Below are 15,831 nucleotides of genomic sequence, written 5' to 3' on the forward strand. Positions count from 1 at the left end.
AGAAGCCGTTATGAACGGTTTTGCGCAATAAGCACATCTTCAATCATTCTATCAATATCACCGTCGAGAATCGCGCTTATGTTTGTATAAGCTTCATTGCTTCTTGTATCTTTTATCTGTTGATACGGCTGCATTACATAAGAGCGAATCTGATGTCCCCAGCCTATTTCGCTTTTAGCAATTCCTGCAGTCTGAGCTTTTTGAGCCTCAAGCTCCAGCTCATATAGCCTTGATTTTAGCATTTTCATAGCCGTTGCTTTATTTTTGTGCTGACTTCTATCATTTTGACATTGTACGACTATGTTTGTCTTGAGGTGAGTTATACGGATTGCCGATTCTGTTTTATTTACATGTTGTCCGCCTGCACCGCTTGAACGGTAGGTGTCAATGCGAATATCTCTATCTTCAATCTCTATATTTATATCGTCGTCAACTTCGGGAGATACCATAACGGAGCTAAATGATGTATGTCTTTTTGCATTGGAGTCAAAAGGCGAGATGCGAACAAGTCTGTGAATCCCGTTTTCTACTTTTAGGTATCCATATGCATTTTCGCCTTTTACAAGAAGAGAAACATCTTTAATGCCTGCTTCATCGCCCGCTTGATAATCCAGCACTTCAACACTCCATCCTCGTCTTTCGGCAAATCTTTTGTACATTCTAAGGAGTATTGACGCCCAATCTTGCGATTCCGTGCCGCCGGCTCCGGGATGAATGGAGAGGATGGCATTATTAGCGTCAGTCTCTTCGCTTAAAAGAACTTCTATCTCCATATTTCGTATAAGATTTTCAAGTTCTTCGGCACTTTTAAAACACTCGTTAATAGAATCTTCGTCGTTTTCCTCTTTTGCCATTTCGTAAAGCTCTTTGGCATCCTCAAGAGCGTTTTTTGCAAGACTGTATTTTTTTAGTTTGCGTTCACATTGAGTCTTCTCTTTTTGGATAACTGCCGCATAAGCCGCATCGTTCCAAAAATCTTGCGAGTTCTCCAATTCCGTGATTTCATCTAGGCGCGCTTCAAGTTTATCAGGTTCGACAACACCCGTAATATTGCTCATTTTTTTTGAAATATTCTTTAAAAGTTCCGTATATTCGTAATTATCCATATAATCAATCCAATAGTGTATAATTGCGATTATATTAAATTGAGGCTTAAAATGAAGATTATTTCTAGTCCATTAGAATTAAAAAATTATTTAAAAAATAAAAATCAAACTATCGGTTTTGTTCCGACTATGGGTGCTTTACATGAGGGTCATATATCGCTTATCAAAAAAGCAAAAGAGCAAAATGCACTTGTTGTAGTCTCTATATTTTTAAACCCGACGCAGTTTTTAAAAGGCGAAGATTTAGATAAATATCCTAAGAAGGATGAGGCAGATAAAAAGATATGCGAATTAAGCGGTGTCGATGTTCTGTTTTTTCCGCAAGTTGAAGATATCTACGGCGTAGACGAAGTTAGTATGCTTGCTCCAAAAGTTAGAGGTTATGTTTTAGAGGGAGCTAGTCGTCCATCACATTTTAACGGCGTTTTAACGGTTGTAATGAAACTTTTAAATATAGTAAATCCGACACGAGCATACCTTGGCAAGAAAGATGCGCAACAGCTAAATCTTATATCTTTGATGGTAAAACAGCTTTTTATGGATGTAGAGATAGTTCCTGTTGATACGGTTAGAGAAAAAGACGGATTGGCTCTTAGCAGTAGAAATATCTACTTAACACCACAAGAGAGAGAAGAGGCACTCAAAATCCCGTCTTCTCTTCGCAGGGCAACTGTTATGGTAACAAGAGGGGTGCTTGATTCTAAAGAGATAACATCCGATATGAGAGAAATTTTAGCACCGTTAGAGATTTTTTATGTAGAGATTTTAGATCGTGAATTTAACCGACTTTTGGATGTAGAGATAGGAAATACGATTATTTTGGTTGAGGTAAAGGTAGGAACTACCAGATTACTTGACAATATTTGGCTTTGAAGAGTTATCATCGGCAATAGCAGGCTTTAAGTAATTCTCTTCAATTAAAATATCAAGTGTTTTTTTAAAGACCGGCACGGCGGTTTGAGCGGCGAATTGGCTTTTTTTGGGTCTAATTACAATTGCGCCGATTGTGTATCTGGTCGTTTTGTCGTTGGCGAAGCCGATAAAAGCAGTGTTGTATTCATTTACATATTGGCTATCTTCAACTAGATGCGCCGTTCCGGTTTTACCGCCTATCTCTAAGCCCGCTGTTTTTGCTTTTGTTCCGGTACCTTCATTTACGGTTTTTATAAGAATATCTTTCATTCTCTGTGCAGTTGAACTTTTTATAACTTGAATCTGCTCTTCATTTGGAATTTTCAACTCTTTTCTATGTCCGTCTATAAAGCAGTCCACTATTTTTGGGGTTACCATTCTTCCGTTGTTGTTAAATGCGCTATACGCTCTGATAAGCTGCATAAGATTTACACGCATACCGTATCCATATGAGCATGTAGCTTTATAAATCTCATTGTTTAACTGCAATGCATCCGGAATAGAACCGACTCTTTCATATATAAGGTCAGGCGTAGATACGGTAGAAAACCCAAAATTTATAAGTCCTTGATTAAAATCAGCTCCGGGGAGTTTTTGCGCCAGCTGGGCTATTCCAACGTTAGATGAGTGAACGATAATATCTTCAGCGCTTAACCAGCTAAATTTATGTTCATCCGTTATAACTTTTTTTCCGATTTGGTAGCGTCCGCCATGTCCGTTTACCATATCATAAGGATTTACAAGTCCTTTATCTAAAAGAATTGAAAAGGTAATAGTTTTAATAACGCTTCCCGGTTCAAAACTATACTCAATCATATTGCTGTTTAGAGACGGAAAATCTTCCGTTTGTATTGATTTTGGTAAAAACCTATTTGAACTTGCCATAGTGATGACTTTGCCGTTTGCGGAGTTCATTACTACAACCATTGCTTCTCTGGCATTTAACTCCGCCCTCATTTTATCAAGCATTTTTTCTATTCGTATTTGAAGCTCAACGGGGATATTGAGTTTTACGTCAAGACCGTTGATTTCGGGCTTTGTAAAGCTGTCTCTATTTAAGATAATATAACCGTTTACATCTCTTGGACCTTGGCTTATCTCGTCTTGTTTTGCCTGAAGTTCATTTTCAAATCTTTTTTCTATACCCTTGACACCTTTTGTATAAGTATATCCATCCTCTTCTACTTTGTGAGGATAGCCTATGATAGGAGTTAAAAGTTTATCATAAGCATACTCTCTGCTCTCTCCGCTCTCAATGATATTTAATCCGTGCAGCGTTGTTTTGCCCGTAATAGAGTTTTTTCTTTCAATGAAAACCTTAAGTCTTCTAAGTTCATAAGAGAGTTGTTTAAGATATTGCGCTTGTTTTTCAGGTATGTTGTAGCTAAGAACTACTACACCGTTTTGTTTTTTTAACTTATCTTCAATCTCTTTGGCATCGATTCCTGAGTAGATACTGAAGAGTTCTACAAATAGTTCTTTTTTTTCCGGATCTATGTAGTAGCTATTTACAACGGCTTTATAAAGTTTTATCGTTGTTGCCAGATGAAAACCGTCCGCGCTGATAATGGATCCTCTAGTGGCTTTTGAGCTCTCTTTTGTGTATAAGGAGGGTAAATCACGGGATTTTAGGGTTGTAAGAAGCATTACGCCTAAAAATATTAAAAAACCAAACACAATTAACGAGTAAAGAAGAAATATTTTTTTGCTTTTGTTTTGGTTATTCATGTTTTTTTAGTATCTTAATTTTTAAAAAGAATTATAACATTTTAACTTTAGTTTATGTTGTCACTCCAGTCATTGCGAACAAAGTGAAGCAATCTAAAAAAATATGGTTTTGTAATTAATGAAATTAAGAATAGATTGCCGCGCTTGAGATTGCCGCGCTGCGCTCGCAATGACTATTATTGCGATTGTCGCGCTTGTCATTGCGATTGCCACTATTGTCATTGCGAGCGAAGCGCGGCAATCTAAAACAAATTAATTACAGCTGCGTTCTACCAAGCTCTTTATAAGCACTTAATGCTTTATTTCTAATCTCTAACATAAGCTTCATGCTTGTTTCGGCTTTTCCGATGGCAAGGGCTGCTTGATGCAGGTCTTTTACCTGCCCCGTCGCCATATCTCCTATCGCCTGTTCGCTTGTATTTTGAAGATCATTGACTTCGTTTATGGCAGATTTTAAGTGCTTAGCAAAATCTTCACCGCCCTCTACACCGTCTATCTTACTTTTTTGTTTTAGTAAATCGGCTGTGGAAGCGCCTGATATACCTTCAATATTAATCATAATATACCTCTATTATTGTAACAGCGAAATTGCGCTGTTTGCTATATTTTTTGAACTCTCAAAAGCGGCCACATTTGCTTGATAAGAGCGAGTTGCTTCTACTAAATCGGCCATTTCGATAACGGGATTAATATTTGGATATGCAACATATCCGTTTGCATCCGCATCCGGATGAGCAGGGTCATATTTCATCTTCGGTTCTCTGTCGTCTCTTGAGATTTTGTCGACTACTACGCTCATTATAGCAGGATTGACTTTTTTACCAAAATTTCCCTCATTTAATGGGTCTTCATACTTCGCACTCTCTGAGATATTCTCCAGTGCTTTATTAAACTGCTCATTGAAATTAATCGCTTTAAATACAACTTCTTTTCTTCTGTAAGGTCCACCCTCATCGGTTCTTGTCGTTTGGGCGTTTGCTATGTTTTGAGAGATTGTGTTTACGCGAACACGTTGAGCAGAGAGTCCGTAACCGCTGATATCAAAACTATTTAAAAAATTTGACATATTTCAATCCTTAACTAACTTTTGAAGATGCATCTATAACGCTTCTATAAATTCCAGTATCTTTTTTGATGGCGTTTACCAAAGCATTAAACATTATAGAGTTTTTACTCATTTCTGTTGTTTCCACATCAATATCAACACTGTTTCCATCGTTTCTAGCCATATGCCCATCTCTAAAAAATGTTTTGGCTTTAAGTGAGCTTTGCTCATCCTTAAATGCTATGTGAGCACTATTTGTTTGAGCCATCTGAAGTTTTGGATTGTTTTTATTTAACACTTTGGCTTTTTCTATTGCCAGTGCATCTTCAAATCGCACATCTCTTGGTTTATAAAAAGGAGTATCGGCATTTGCAATGTTTGAAGATATCATATCCTGACGAGCAGCTCTATAATTAAGTGCTTTTTCAGCTAATGCTTGTGTTGCAGAAATCTCTATGCTCATCTTAACTCCTTTAGATGACAATTATAAGCAAATTTAGTTCCAATATGGATTCTTATTTCAGACTGCCGCGCTTCGCTCGCAGTGACAAGCCCCGTCTTTGCGAGCGAAGCGCGGCAATCTCAGTGTGACAATTATCGTCATATTAAACTTAACATACCGTTATTCCAAACTTAACACTTTGTCATTCCAATTCCACATATTGTCATTCCAAGCTTGACTTGGAATCTCAGACAATGAAATAGTGTTATTCCATTAAGCAATAATTAATCTTATATGCTTCATAATGTTTAACAGGGTTATTAGAGTAACCTAATTTTTTATCTACAAGGAGTTCTTATGAAAAGAGCTGGTTTTACTATGATTGAGTTAATCTTCGTTATCGTTATTTTAGGTATTTTGGCTGCAGTTGCGGTTCCAAAATTAGCAGCAACAAGAGATGATGCAAAGATATCTGCGCAACTTGCTAGCGGTTCACAAGCGTTGAAAAATTTAGGGGCTGAGTATACTTCTCAAGGTGCATTTACAAATTATACGGCTGCTATGGCGAATGCTGGTGCTGGATGTTTTACTTTTGCAACAACTGTTGACGGAAATGTTAGTGTTACGATAATAGGTGCTGCTAATGCAGCGTGTCCTGCTGCAGTTCTTACTGCTGTTACTACGGAGGCGTCACATAACGGTTTATTAAATACTGATGGTTCATCTAAAACATATAACTTTGGTGGTTCAACGGTAGTTCGTTAATTTTTCTTTCCTCAAGCTTATGCTTGAGGGTTTGTATACAAAATGGTAAGTTTTAAAACTAATATCTAGGGTTTTGTATGAGATATTCCCGCGCTTTTACGATGATAGAGCTTGTATTTGTTATCGTTATTTTAGGTATTTTGGCTGCTGTTGTAATGCCGAGACTTGCTGCAACGAGAACTGATGCTGATGCTGCTGCTACTTTGTCAAATTTTAAAAATGTAGTAAAAATGGTAGCGGCAGACGCAATGTCAAAAGGCGTTGTACCGGATGTTTCAACAATTTTTCCGACTAACGGTGGAATTACTACTACGGCAACAACAGTAACGGCAGCAGTGGGTAGTACAACATGTGCTACCGCAACGATAAATGGAAATGATTTAAACATAACTATTCAATCGGCAAGCGGTGATTGTACACCGTTTGCAGGGATTGTAGCCGCCGGTTATCCCTTGCTTGGAGTTGCAATAGTTCGTTGATTTTTCTCATTCCCGAGCTTAGGTTTGGGGATGAATACAACAATAATTATTTTCAAGTTATTTTCGAATAATTTCAAAGTTATTATTTAAGGGTTTTTTATGAGATTCTCGCGCGCTTTTACAATGGTGGAGATGGTTTTTGTTATTGTCGTTCTTGGTATTTTAGCCGCTATTGCAGTTCCTAGAATGGCTGCAACAAGAACGGATGCAGAGCTTACTAAAGGTCGTGCCGATATCGCTTCCGTTCGTTCAGGGATAGTTAGTGAGAGACAGGGCAGGATAATAGTAGGTTGTTCTAGTTATGCACCAAACGGAACGGGAACCTACACTTGTAACGGAAATACATATAAGCAGATGGATAGCGGCGGGCTTTTTGGTGGTGTGCTTATGTACCCTGTGGCAAATGAATCAGGTAAAAACGGAAAGTGGAGTGCAACGGCAGGAAGCGGCACTTATGTTTTTAGAGCAAACAATGTAAATACTACTTTTACTTACACTCCGGCAAACGGAACTTTTACATGTACGGCAGGTTCTGGTAATTGCGATATTTTGACTAATTGATTTTTACAAATTATTAACATATTTTTGATTATACTTTTGTTGATAATAGAAGGAGTTTATAGTGAGAACAATTCAGTTAGAGATTGAAGATAAGTCGTTGGATTTGTTTTTGTCCATCATCAATAACTTGAAAGATGGGATTGTAAAAAATTTTAAAATTGACGACATAGATGTAAAAAGCGATTTTCAGGCTGTTGCACAAGAACTTATGGAGATAAAAAACAAAAAACATAAAGCAACAGATGCTAGAGAGTTTTTAAATGACTTATAAAGTCGGCTTGATTGAAGAGTCAAAAAAAGATATTAAAAATTTAGCTAAAAAATACCCTCTTATAAAAAAAGATATACTAACTCTCATTGATGATTTAGAGGTTGAACCCACGAGTATTGGAGTTCATTTAGGAAAAAATGTCTATAAAGTAAGACTAAAAAATAGCAGTGTTAAAAAAGGAAAAAGTGGCGGTTTCAGAGTTATATACTATGTTGTCACTGAAGAGTTTGAAGTTTTAATCCTAAAAATATACTCAAAAAGTTATATAGAGAATATTTATGATGAAGAGATTCTTAATATATTAGAAAAAGCATTGAAAGAGTGATGCAATACTACAACATCGCACTTTTAAATTCCCCGTTAGAACCGTTTACTTACCAAACCCCAAAAATTATAGATATTGGCACAAAAGTCAAAGTAAAAGTTAGAAATAGAGAAGTTGACGGTGTTGTTGTTCTTAAATGTGATGAGCCGTCGTTTGAGTGTTTAGAAATTTTAGAGGTTTATGACTTCATTTACTCGACCAAACAACTTGAGTTAGCAAAGTTTATCTCTACCTACTACTTTTGTTCACTCGGTGAGGCACTTGGGTTGATGATGGGTTATGAAAAAGGAGACTGCCGCGTCACTTCGTTCCTCGCAGTGACAGAAGAGATTCTGGATGGCAAACACCTCGTCATTGCGAGCGAAGCGCGGCAATCTCAAAAATCCTGCTGCGTCGCTTATGCTCCTTGTAGTGACATAACACTCTCACTCAAACAAAGCGAAGCATTAGACTTTTTAAAAAAACATAAAACCTCACTGCTTTTTGGCGATACGGGAAGCGGAAAAACTGAGATATATATGAAGTACTTTGAGGAGATGATAGAACAAAAAAAACGCTCTATTTTTCTTATGCCGGAGATTTCACTTACTCCGCAGATGAGCAAAAGACTAAAAATACATTTTGGCGATAGCATAGTTATGTGGCACTCAAAACTTACACCTTTACAGAAGAAAAAAGCGCTCGCTTCGATTTATGACGGGAGTGCTAAGATAATCGCCGGTCCCCGTTCCGCTCTTTTTTTGCCTATAAAAGAGTTGGGGCTAATCGTAGTCGACGAAGAGCATGACGATAGTTACAAATCATCTTCAAGACCTCGTTACAATGCAAGAGACATAGCTATATATATGGGAAAGCTCTACGATATTCCCGTTGTTTTGGGAAGCGCTACGCCCTCTTTAACCACTTATGTAAAATTTCCGCATATAAGATTGCGAGGCGGATATTTTAGCTCCCAAAAAGAGTTTGTTTATGAGAGTGGTGTTGAGAGTTTGTCGCCTCTTATCATGGATAATTTAAAGAAGAGTTTAGAAAGAAAAGAGCAAGCGATACTCTTTCTTCCTACTCGCGCAAATTTTAAGTATCTTATTTGCGCGGATTGTGGGCATACGCATAAATGCGCTTTTTGCAGTGTAGGGATGAGCATACATCAAAAAACGCACTCTCTTAGATGTCACTACTGTAATTTTGCTCAGGCTATACCGCAAGAGTGTTTTGAGTGTAAAAGTTCCAATCTTACAAGTTCAAGACTCGGAACAGCCGAAGCAGTTGCAAATATAAGAGAAGAGTTTGACGGAGCAAGAGTCGAGCAGTTTGACAGAGATGCGATAACCACGGCTAATAAGCTTAAAGCGGCACTCAAGAGTTTTAACGACAGAGAGATAGATATACTTGTCGGAACGCAGATGATAAGTAAAGGGCATGATTACCACGGAGTCACTTTAGCGGTGGTTTTGGGCATGGACAATATGTTAAATATGAGTGATTACAGAGCCAGAGAAAAAGCACTCTCAACTCTCATTCAAGTAGCAGGCAGAAGCGGGCGAAAAGAGAGCGCTAAAGTTTTAGTGCAGAGCTTTAACGAAGAGTTTTTTAAAGCGTATGTAGATAAATACGAGGATTTTTTAGAGGATGAAAAAGAGTATCGCAAGGAGCTTTACCCTCCATATAAAAAGTTATGCCGTATTTTGTTCTCGCATAAAAACGGCATAAAAGCTCAGGATGCAATGAATGAAATGCTTGCCTGCTTGCAAAAAAATTCAAATATTGAAGTGGTTGGATTTGGTAAATGTGCTATCGAGAGAGTTTCAGACAAGTATAGGTTTGAGATACTGCTCAGAGCCGATAAAAGTACGGATATCATAAAAGCCGTATCTGCGTGTAGAGTTGATTTGGCAGAGATAGATATGGATCCTGCTGAATTTTCTTAAAATTTCAACATAATTTTATGAGTTGTTAGCGGTGTCCTGAAGTTTATCTTGCACACAACTTCCTCCGTTGTTAAAGTAACAAGCTGTGTCCAAATTTGATTCTTTTTCAAATTTTGTCTCATTTTTAAGATGTAAATTTATACTCTCATTATAATTTGACTTAAGTTTTAAAAATGCAGAATGTTCTCTGCCTTGAAGTTTTTTGGTAGCAAGTTGAACGACTCTTAAGGGATCAATTGCATCATTATCTTTATAGAGTCCAAAATGAAGGTGCGGACCTGTTGAGAGTCCGGAGCTTCCGACATAACCTATAACTTCTCCTTGTCTTATACCGGAGCCGCCTCTTACCCCTTTTTTAAAGGAGTTTAGATGCGCATATAGGGTCAAGTAGTCATCGCTATGCTGTATTTTTATCATGTTTCCGTATCCTCTTGATTCGCCTACAAAAACTACTCTTCCGTCTCCGGCCGCCATAACCGGTGTTCCGCTGCTTGCCGCATAATCAACACCTAAGTGAGCACGATATTTATTTAAGATCGGATGAAATCTTCTTTTTGTAAATTCTGACGATATACGGGCATTTCTAACAGGTGTTGCAAGTAAAAATTCTTCAAGTTGATTTCCGTCTTCATTATAAAATCTATCGTCGTCATTGAGATAGATAAAGTTTTTTTTGCCGTTCATCTCTATCATTGCGACTTTTAATTTCGGCATAGAAAAAGGTTTTCCCAATCGATATTTTTGCTCATATATCATAGCAAGAGTATCTCCCTTTTTAAGATCTCTTTTAAAGTTAAGTGAGCTTTTAAAACTGTTTACAAAAATTGTTGCAAGTTTTTTTGAACCGGTCTCTTTTATGATATCCAAGTACGGAGAGTGGTCTATTTTTAGAACGAAAGCTTCAGTTTTTATTTCACTTACGATAGGAATAGTTTCAAAAAAGTAATTCTTATTATGTTTGTATATGTGGATTTGTAACTCATCATTGAGAGGTATAAATATTTGAGAAAGCTCTCCATTATCATTCTTTGAGAGATGATAATTGACGCCGGATAAAATCTCTTCGGTAAGCTGTTGTTCATCTTCGTCCAAATTGTAGTAAAGCGGCTTTAGAGGAAGTTTGTTTCTTTCTAAAAAAGAGAGGTAAGTTTCACCGTCACTCCAACGAAAGGTTTCAACATGTGAACCAAAAAGAGATGTTGTGAATAAAAAAAGTATAAAAAGTCGTTTCATAACATCTAACCGTAAGCGTAAATTTTAAAATTATTTTTAAAACTCTAACAAAATTTGCCTTAGTATGAGGTTTGTTTGCTATAATCGCATTATATTATTTACAGAGTGGAAAAAAATGAAGCAGATATTTCTATTTTTTGTTATGGCTTTAGAGCTTTTTGGAGTTGTTATAAAGTCTCCCGTTGTGGGAATAAATGAGAAAGCGACCGAGGTTACGATAAAAGTTGAAAATATTGATGTCGGAGTGAGCGGTTTTGTCGCTCATGAAATTGACAAAGAACATAAGATTATTTTGAAAAATGCGGTTGTAACGAGTTATGATAAAAATAGTCAAATAGCTAAGGTTGCAATTAGCGAATTTAATGCGCTTAGCAACAACGCCCTACCTAGCGGCAAGTGGGAGATAAAAGTCGGAGATATGGTTGTTTTAGCCTTTGGGTATACAAGAGGATTGTTGATAGCTCCAACCGAAGAGATATATCATAGAATAACAAAAAACTCTAAACTTCAGTGGGTACATCCTGACCTTTTTGCAACCACTCTTTCGTTTAACGGCCATCCAACTCCGCTTAGAAGCGACTTTGAAGAGATGAGTACAAAGAGTTCCGTTGGTTTGGTTTTTATATATTTAGACGGCAGAGTCTTTACGCTTGATGCAAAAAGTTTTAAAATCTTAACTATTACGGATGCAAAACTTGAGCAAAAAGAGGTTAATTTACCGTTTTATACAAGAGTACCTGAAATAGACTCTTCTTGGTGGAAATGGTTTATGGAGGGAAATAGCAAGCTTAAGGAGTATGAACCGCATTACTATGAGCTTATGATAAAAGCAAATCCGCAGGATAGAGCACTTTACGAAATAGTAAAAAATAGTAATGAGAAGCTGCATAAGCTGCTTGGAAAATTTGATATAAAGGAGTAAAAAATGATTGATTCTAAACATTTAGCACATTTTGGCGACATTGTAGGAAGCGAAAATATTTATAGCGATAAAGCACACCTTATAGCATACTCGTACGATGCTACAAGAGAGCATTTTGAGCCTGATGCCGTTATATTTCCTAGAGATGAAGATGATATAAGCAAGATTTTAAAGTACTGTAATGAGCATAAAATTATTATAGTTCCTCGCGGTGCGGGAAGCGGTTTTACGGGCGGCGCACTTCCAAGCAGCGGCGGGATTGTTCTTGCTATGGAAAAACATATGAATAAAATCTTAGAGATTGATATGAAAAATATGGTTGCAGTAGTTCAACCGGGTGTTATCAATATGGATTTGCAAAAAGCCGTTGAAGAGGTAGGACTTTTTTATCCGCCGGATCCGGCTAGCCAAGAGTACTCAAGTATCGGCGGAAATGTAAGCGAAAATGCCGGCGGAATGAGAGCTGCAAAATACGGGATCACAAAAGATTATGTAATGGCTACTCGTGCTGTTTTACCAAACGGCGACATTATAAGAGCCGGAAAAAGAACCATAAAAGATGTGGCAGGTTATAACATCAGCGGGATTTTGATAGCGTCAGAGGGAACTTTGGCGGTTTTGAGCGAAATTACTCTAAGACTTATCCCAAAACCAAAACATACAAAAACTGCGATGGGAATTTTTAACAGCGTACATGACGCTATGAATGCTGTTTATAAAACTATGGCAAGCGGAGTCACACCTGTTGCAATGGAGTTTTTGGACAATTTAACCATTCGTGCCGTTGAACAGACTTATAAAAAAGGGTTGCCTATCGATGCGGGTGCGCTTTTGGTAACCGATGTTGACGGTAACTTGGAAGAGGATTTAAACTATCAACTTGCCCAAATAGAAAAAGTTTTTTTTGAAAACGGATGCAGTGAGTTTAAAATTGCAAAAGACGACAAAGAGGCAAAAGATATCTGGTTTGCAAGACGCAACGCTTCTCCAGCACTAAGTGTTTACGGAAGCAAGAAGTTAAATGAAGATGTAACTGTTCCTCGCGCCGCATTGCCTGAACTCTTGGAGAGATTTTATGCCATAGCGGATAAATACAATATTAAAATCCCATGTTTCGGTCACACGGGAGACGGTAATGTTCATACAAATGTTATGGTTGACGGCAAAGACCCCGAGCAGGTAAAAATTGCTTACCAAGCCATAGAAGAGGTGTTTCAAGCGACTATTGATTTGGGCGGAACTTTAAGCGGCGAACACGGCATCGGTCTTGCAAAAGCACCTTATATGAGAATGGCGTTTAGCGATGAAGAGATGAACCTCTTTAAATCAATAAAAAAAGCGTTTGACCCGAACAACATCTTAAATCCGGCGAAAATGGGGCTTAATTAGGCTATATCACTACAGTATAGCAATTTCTTAATGCTATGCTACTAGTAATATGTTATTGCTTTTTATAAAAGTCTTTTTTCTTTATTGATTGGATTTTGTCTGCAATCTAAAACAGCATAAATTAAAATTGTTTTTTCTTCTATTTTGTAGTAGATTGAGTAAGGGAAGCGTTTCGCAAGAAGTCTAAAATAGCCGTCAATAACTATATGAATACCGGCATAAATGTACAAAGATTCTATATCTGATAAGATAGAATCTAAAAAATATTTACCTAGATTCTCTTTTTGAAGCTCATAAAACTCTATACCGTCTATAATATCATTCTAAAATTTTAATTTTCATGAAACTATTTTGTGTAATCTTGCTTTAGAATCTTCAAAATCATTAAACTTAGATTTTTTATTTTCTATGTTTAACTCTCTCCTTGAGAGTTCGTCTAAGTGCCATTTTGGAGAAAAATCTTTTTGTAAAACATCCTGACTCATATTTTCCCATAATTTTTCAAGAAGTAAAAATTTATCGGATATATTCATATAGTCTAAATTTAAGGCTGGCGACATTATATCTCCTTTGGTTCTTTTGCAAATTATATCATAATGTTTCTATACCGTTTTAGCTTTTTTGTAGTTTTTAAATAGTAATATCTTTAAAGAAATTGTAAAAATGAGAGGATATATTGTGACAAAAGATATAAAAAACAGCATAAATAAACTCTATCAGCAACTAAAGTTTTTTATAGCTATATTTGTGGATGAGGATCTTGCTTTTTATGCCGCTAGTCTTAGTTTTTACACCATTTTTACGCTTATTCCGCTTCTTTTGATTATTCTTACTATTTTTACTTCGATGCATAGTTTTTCAGACTATTATATAAAGATTCAGGAGTTTATATTTTCAAATCTTATGCCTGTAAATTCTGAAGCTTTGATGGGGCATATAAACGGTTTTTTACAAAATTCCGTTGAGATGAGTATGATTAGTTTTGTTGTAGTTATTATCTCTTCGCTTCTCTTTTTTCAAAATTTTGAGTACATTGCAAATAAAATATTTCATGCAAAAAAAAGAGGTCTTTGGGATTCTGTGACGACATTTTGGACACTTTTAACTCTCACGCCGATAGGGCTTGGGGTCTCTTTTTATATAACCGGATATGTTGCAAACTTGATGGCAAGCAGTCAGCTTACGGCAAACATTAACATACTTAAGTATACTCCGTATCTTATTATTTGGGCGCTCTTTTTTCTTATATTTCAAATCTCTGCAAATACTAAAATCCATGCAAAAGCCTCACTTATTAGCTCATTTATAACATCCATAGTATTTAGTATTGCTAAAAACGGTTTTATCTATTATGTGTTTTATAACAAATCATACGAAACGATTTACGGCTCATTTTCGATTTTGATGTTTCTGTTCTTATGGATTTATGCTTCATGGATTATATTTATTTACGGGCTTAAATTATGCTACTTGATAAATGGCATATACCAAAATAAAACTCGAGAAGGCGATTAAAACCCACATTGCGATTCTGCTCCATATTGCTGCAAAAGATATAAGAACATGAAGTAAAAAGAGATAAAGATTTAGTTCTACTTTTGCACCGTCTCTGCCAAGCACTAAAAGCCACTCCAAGAAAGAGTCAAAAAAATCTCCAAAACCTATAAAATGCAGAAGTATGCTTATAGGGTAAAACGGAGTAAATAGTAAAGAGAGGATAATAGAGAGTGGATGGTAGATGCTGAAATTTTGAAAAATAAATAGCGAAACAGCCAACATAAATATATATACAAGTACTGAAATACCCATAAGCTGCCAAAATGCGCTCCAGCTTTTAAAGTGGATAAGAAATAAAAATATGTAAAAAACTCCGCCTGCGGAGAGCCAGAAACCAAGCGAAAAAGAGAGGCGCGGAAAAAATGCAAGAAGCAGTAAAATAGTTACAAGAAGCGTTTGCATAGAAAAAACTTCAACGCCTCTGTCATAAAGCACAAACCCGACTACAAACATTCCAAAAGAGCGAACAAGCGACGGAGGCGAATCTAAAAATAGCATATATGCAAAAAGTACGCTCACAACGATTATAAAAAGATCTATTTTTGAGTTTCTATACGGAAAAAATCTATTTTGAAAAAATCTATAAATCGGACGAAGCAAAAAGTAGAGCAGAGCGCTTAAAATACTTAGATGAAATCCGCTAATGGCTACTATGTGCGACACTCCGAGATTTGAAAATGAATTTTGCGTATCTTTATCTACGGATTCGTTGGTATAGAGTGCCTGATAGACATTTGCAATATTTTTGTTTTCATGCGCATTTGCGATAAAATCGTTTACTTTTTGCTTAGGAGCACTGTTTTCTTTGATTTGTAAGAGTTTGCTGTTTACATAAAATTGCGTTAGATATTCATAAAACCCTATTTTATCTATAAATATCTCAAGTTGAAGCTTTTTGCCTTTTACATCTTGAAGCGATTTTTTTGAAGTGGTGTGAAATGTCAGTCCGTCGTCACTTTTTAGCTTTAAAACCTGATATGTTTTACTCTCTTTTGTTTTTGTGTACTGCATCAAAACGGTTGCCTCAACAAGTGCCGAGTCAAAGCGAATGAACTCTTTATAATTTCTGTACTCTATAAGGAGTGAAAAAATGAGAATGAATGTAGAAGTTAAGAGAAAAAGAAAAAAGTCTCGTTTTTTTGTAAATAACGAAACTCTATCTATCATC

General features: G+C 36.5%; 19 protein-coding genes. 10 read left to right on the forward strand and 9 right to left on the reverse strand.

The annotated features are described in order from the left end of the window. Positions 1–8: 8 nt before the first annotated feature. A complete protein-coding gene (gene prfB, locus PHQ93_RS05940; protein WP_299942102.1) occupies positions 9–1,106 on the reverse strand; it encodes a peptide chain release factor 2 in 1,098 nt (365 codons plus the stop codon). A gap of 51 nt (positions 1,107–1,157) precedes the next feature. On the opposite strand from prfB, the gene panC reads away from it, so the two are divergent. Continuing rightward, positions 1,158–1,979: a pantoate--beta-alanine ligase gene (gene panC, locus PHQ93_RS05945; RefSeq protein WP_299942104.1), complete on the forward strand. Its 822-nt coding sequence runs from the start codon at positions 1,158–1,160 to the stop codon at positions 1,977–1,979. On the opposite strand, the gene PHQ93_RS05950 is transcribed toward panC, so the two are convergent. The 4 genes from PHQ93_RS05950 to flgB form a co-directional block, all read right to left on the reverse strand. Next, positions 1,956–3,746, reverse strand: coding sequence for a penicillin-binding protein 2 (locus PHQ93_RS05950; protein ID WP_299942106.1), 1,791 nt, complete (start codon positions 3,744–3,746; stop codon positions 1,956–1,958). The two genes, panC and PHQ93_RS05950, sit on opposite strands and share 24 nt — an antisense overlap. A gap of 256 nt (positions 3,747–4,002) precedes the next feature. Beyond that, complete coding sequence (gene fliE / locus PHQ93_RS05955) at positions 4,003–4,305, reverse strand: flagellar hook-basal body complex protein FliE (protein ID WP_299942108.1); 303 nt, start codon at positions 4,303–4,305, stop codon at positions 4,003–4,005. Between the two features lie 12 nt (positions 4,306–4,317). Continuing rightward, positions 4,318–4,812: a flagellar basal body rod protein FlgC gene (gene flgC, locus PHQ93_RS05960; protein WP_299942110.1), complete on the reverse strand. Its 495-nt coding sequence runs from the start codon at positions 4,810–4,812 to the stop codon at positions 4,318–4,320. A 10-nt stretch (positions 4,813–4,822) separates the two neighbouring features. Continuing rightward, positions 4,823–5,254, reverse strand: coding sequence for a flagellar basal body rod protein FlgB (flgB, locus tag PHQ93_RS05965; protein WP_299942112.1), 432 nt, complete (start codon positions 5,252–5,254; stop codon positions 4,823–4,825). Positions 5,255–5,590: 336 nt separating this feature from the next. On the opposite strand from flgB, the gene PHQ93_RS05970 reads away from it, so the two are divergent. The 6 genes from PHQ93_RS05970 to PHQ93_RS05995 all read left to right on the forward strand — a co-directional run bounded on the left by PHQ93_RS05970 (position 5,591) and on the right by PHQ93_RS05995 (position 9,562). Further along, positions 5,591–5,998 carry a type II secretion system protein gene (locus PHQ93_RS05970; RefSeq protein ID WP_299942114.1) on the forward strand — a complete coding sequence of 136 codons (408 nt, stop codon included), beginning with the start codon at positions 5,591–5,593 and terminating at the stop codon, positions 5,996–5,998. A gap of 77 nt (positions 5,999–6,075) precedes the next feature. Then, complete coding sequence (locus tag PHQ93_RS05975; protein ID WP_299942116.1) at positions 6,076–6,477, forward strand: type II secretion system protein; 402 nt, start codon at positions 6,076–6,078, stop codon at positions 6,475–6,477. 99 nt (positions 6,478–6,576) lie between these two features. After that, positions 6,577–7,038 (forward strand): type II secretion system protein, encoded by a 462-nt coding sequence (locus tag PHQ93_RS05980; protein WP_299942118.1) that lies wholly within the window; start codon positions 6,577–6,579, stop codon positions 7,036–7,038. A gap of 61 nt (positions 7,039–7,099) precedes the next feature. Next, positions 7,100–7,309 (forward strand): hypothetical protein, encoded by a 210-nt coding sequence (locus PHQ93_RS05985; RefSeq protein ID WP_299942120.1) that lies wholly within the window; start codon positions 7,100–7,102, stop codon positions 7,307–7,309. Further along, positions 7,299–7,634: a type II toxin-antitoxin system RelE/ParE family toxin gene (locus PHQ93_RS05990; protein WP_299942122.1), complete on the forward strand. Its 336-nt coding sequence runs from the start codon at positions 7,299–7,301 to the stop codon at positions 7,632–7,634. Before PHQ93_RS05985 ends, PHQ93_RS05990 begins: the two co-directional genes overlap by 11 nt. Further along, positions 7,634–9,562 carry a primosomal protein N' gene (locus PHQ93_RS05995; RefSeq protein WP_299942124.1) on the forward strand — a complete coding sequence of 643 codons (1,929 nt, stop codon included), beginning with the start codon at positions 7,634–7,636 and terminating at the stop codon, positions 9,560–9,562. Before PHQ93_RS05990 ends, PHQ93_RS05995 begins: the two co-directional genes overlap by 1 nt. Positions 9,563–9,577: 15 nt before the next feature. Here the strand turns inward: PHQ93_RS05995 and PHQ93_RS06000 are convergent, their stop codons facing one another. After that, positions 9,578–10,795, reverse strand: a complete 1,218-nt coding sequence (locus PHQ93_RS06000) for a peptidoglycan DD-metalloendopeptidase family protein (protein ID WP_299942126.1) — start codon at positions 10,793–10,795, stop codon at positions 9,578–9,580. 115 nt (positions 10,796–10,910) lie between these two features. On the opposite strand from PHQ93_RS06000, the gene PHQ93_RS06005 reads away from it, so the two are divergent. Then, positions 10,911–11,717 (forward strand): plasminogen-binding N-terminal domain-containing protein, encoded by an 807-nt coding sequence (locus tag PHQ93_RS06005; protein ID WP_299942128.1) that lies wholly within the window; start codon positions 10,911–10,913, stop codon positions 11,715–11,717. A gap of 3 nt (positions 11,718–11,720) precedes the next feature. Beyond that, the gene (locus PHQ93_RS06010) at positions 11,721–13,106 is read left to right on the forward strand and encodes an FAD-linked oxidase C-terminal domain-containing protein (protein WP_299942130.1); all 1,386 of its coding nucleotides are present in this window, start codon (positions 11,721–11,723) and stop codon (positions 13,104–13,106) included. A gap of 62 nt (positions 13,107–13,168) precedes the next feature. On the opposite strand, the gene PHQ93_RS06015 is transcribed toward PHQ93_RS06010, so the two are convergent. Continuing rightward, positions 13,169–13,336, reverse strand: a complete 168-nt coding sequence (locus tag PHQ93_RS06015) for a hypothetical protein (RefSeq protein ID WP_299942133.1) — start codon at positions 13,334–13,336, stop codon at positions 13,169–13,171. A gap of 108 nt (positions 13,337–13,444) precedes the next feature. Continuing rightward, entirely contained in the window at positions 13,445–13,666 is a 222-nt protein-coding gene (locus PHQ93_RS06020; RefSeq protein WP_299942135.1) for an addiction module protein, read from the reverse strand. Between the two features lie 118 nt (positions 13,667–13,784). On the opposite strand from PHQ93_RS06020, the gene PHQ93_RS06025 reads away from it, so the two are divergent. After that, positions 13,785–14,621: a YihY family inner membrane protein gene (locus PHQ93_RS06025; protein WP_299942137.1), complete on the forward strand. Its 837-nt coding sequence runs from the start codon at positions 13,785–13,787 to the stop codon at positions 14,619–14,621. Here the strand turns inward: PHQ93_RS06025 and PHQ93_RS06030 are convergent. Then, positions 14,568–15,830, reverse strand: coding sequence for a ComEC/Rec2 family competence protein (locus PHQ93_RS06030; protein WP_299942139.1), 1,263 nt, complete (start codon positions 15,828–15,830; stop codon positions 14,568–14,570). The genes PHQ93_RS06025 and PHQ93_RS06030 overlap by 54 nt on opposite strands. Between the last annotated feature and the right edge of the window lies 1 nt (position 15,831).

It is taken from the genome of Sulfurimonas sp. (assembly GCF_028714975.1).
Classification (GTDB): Bacteria; Campylobacterota; Campylobacteria; order Campylobacterales; family Sulfurimonadaceae; genus Sulfurimonas.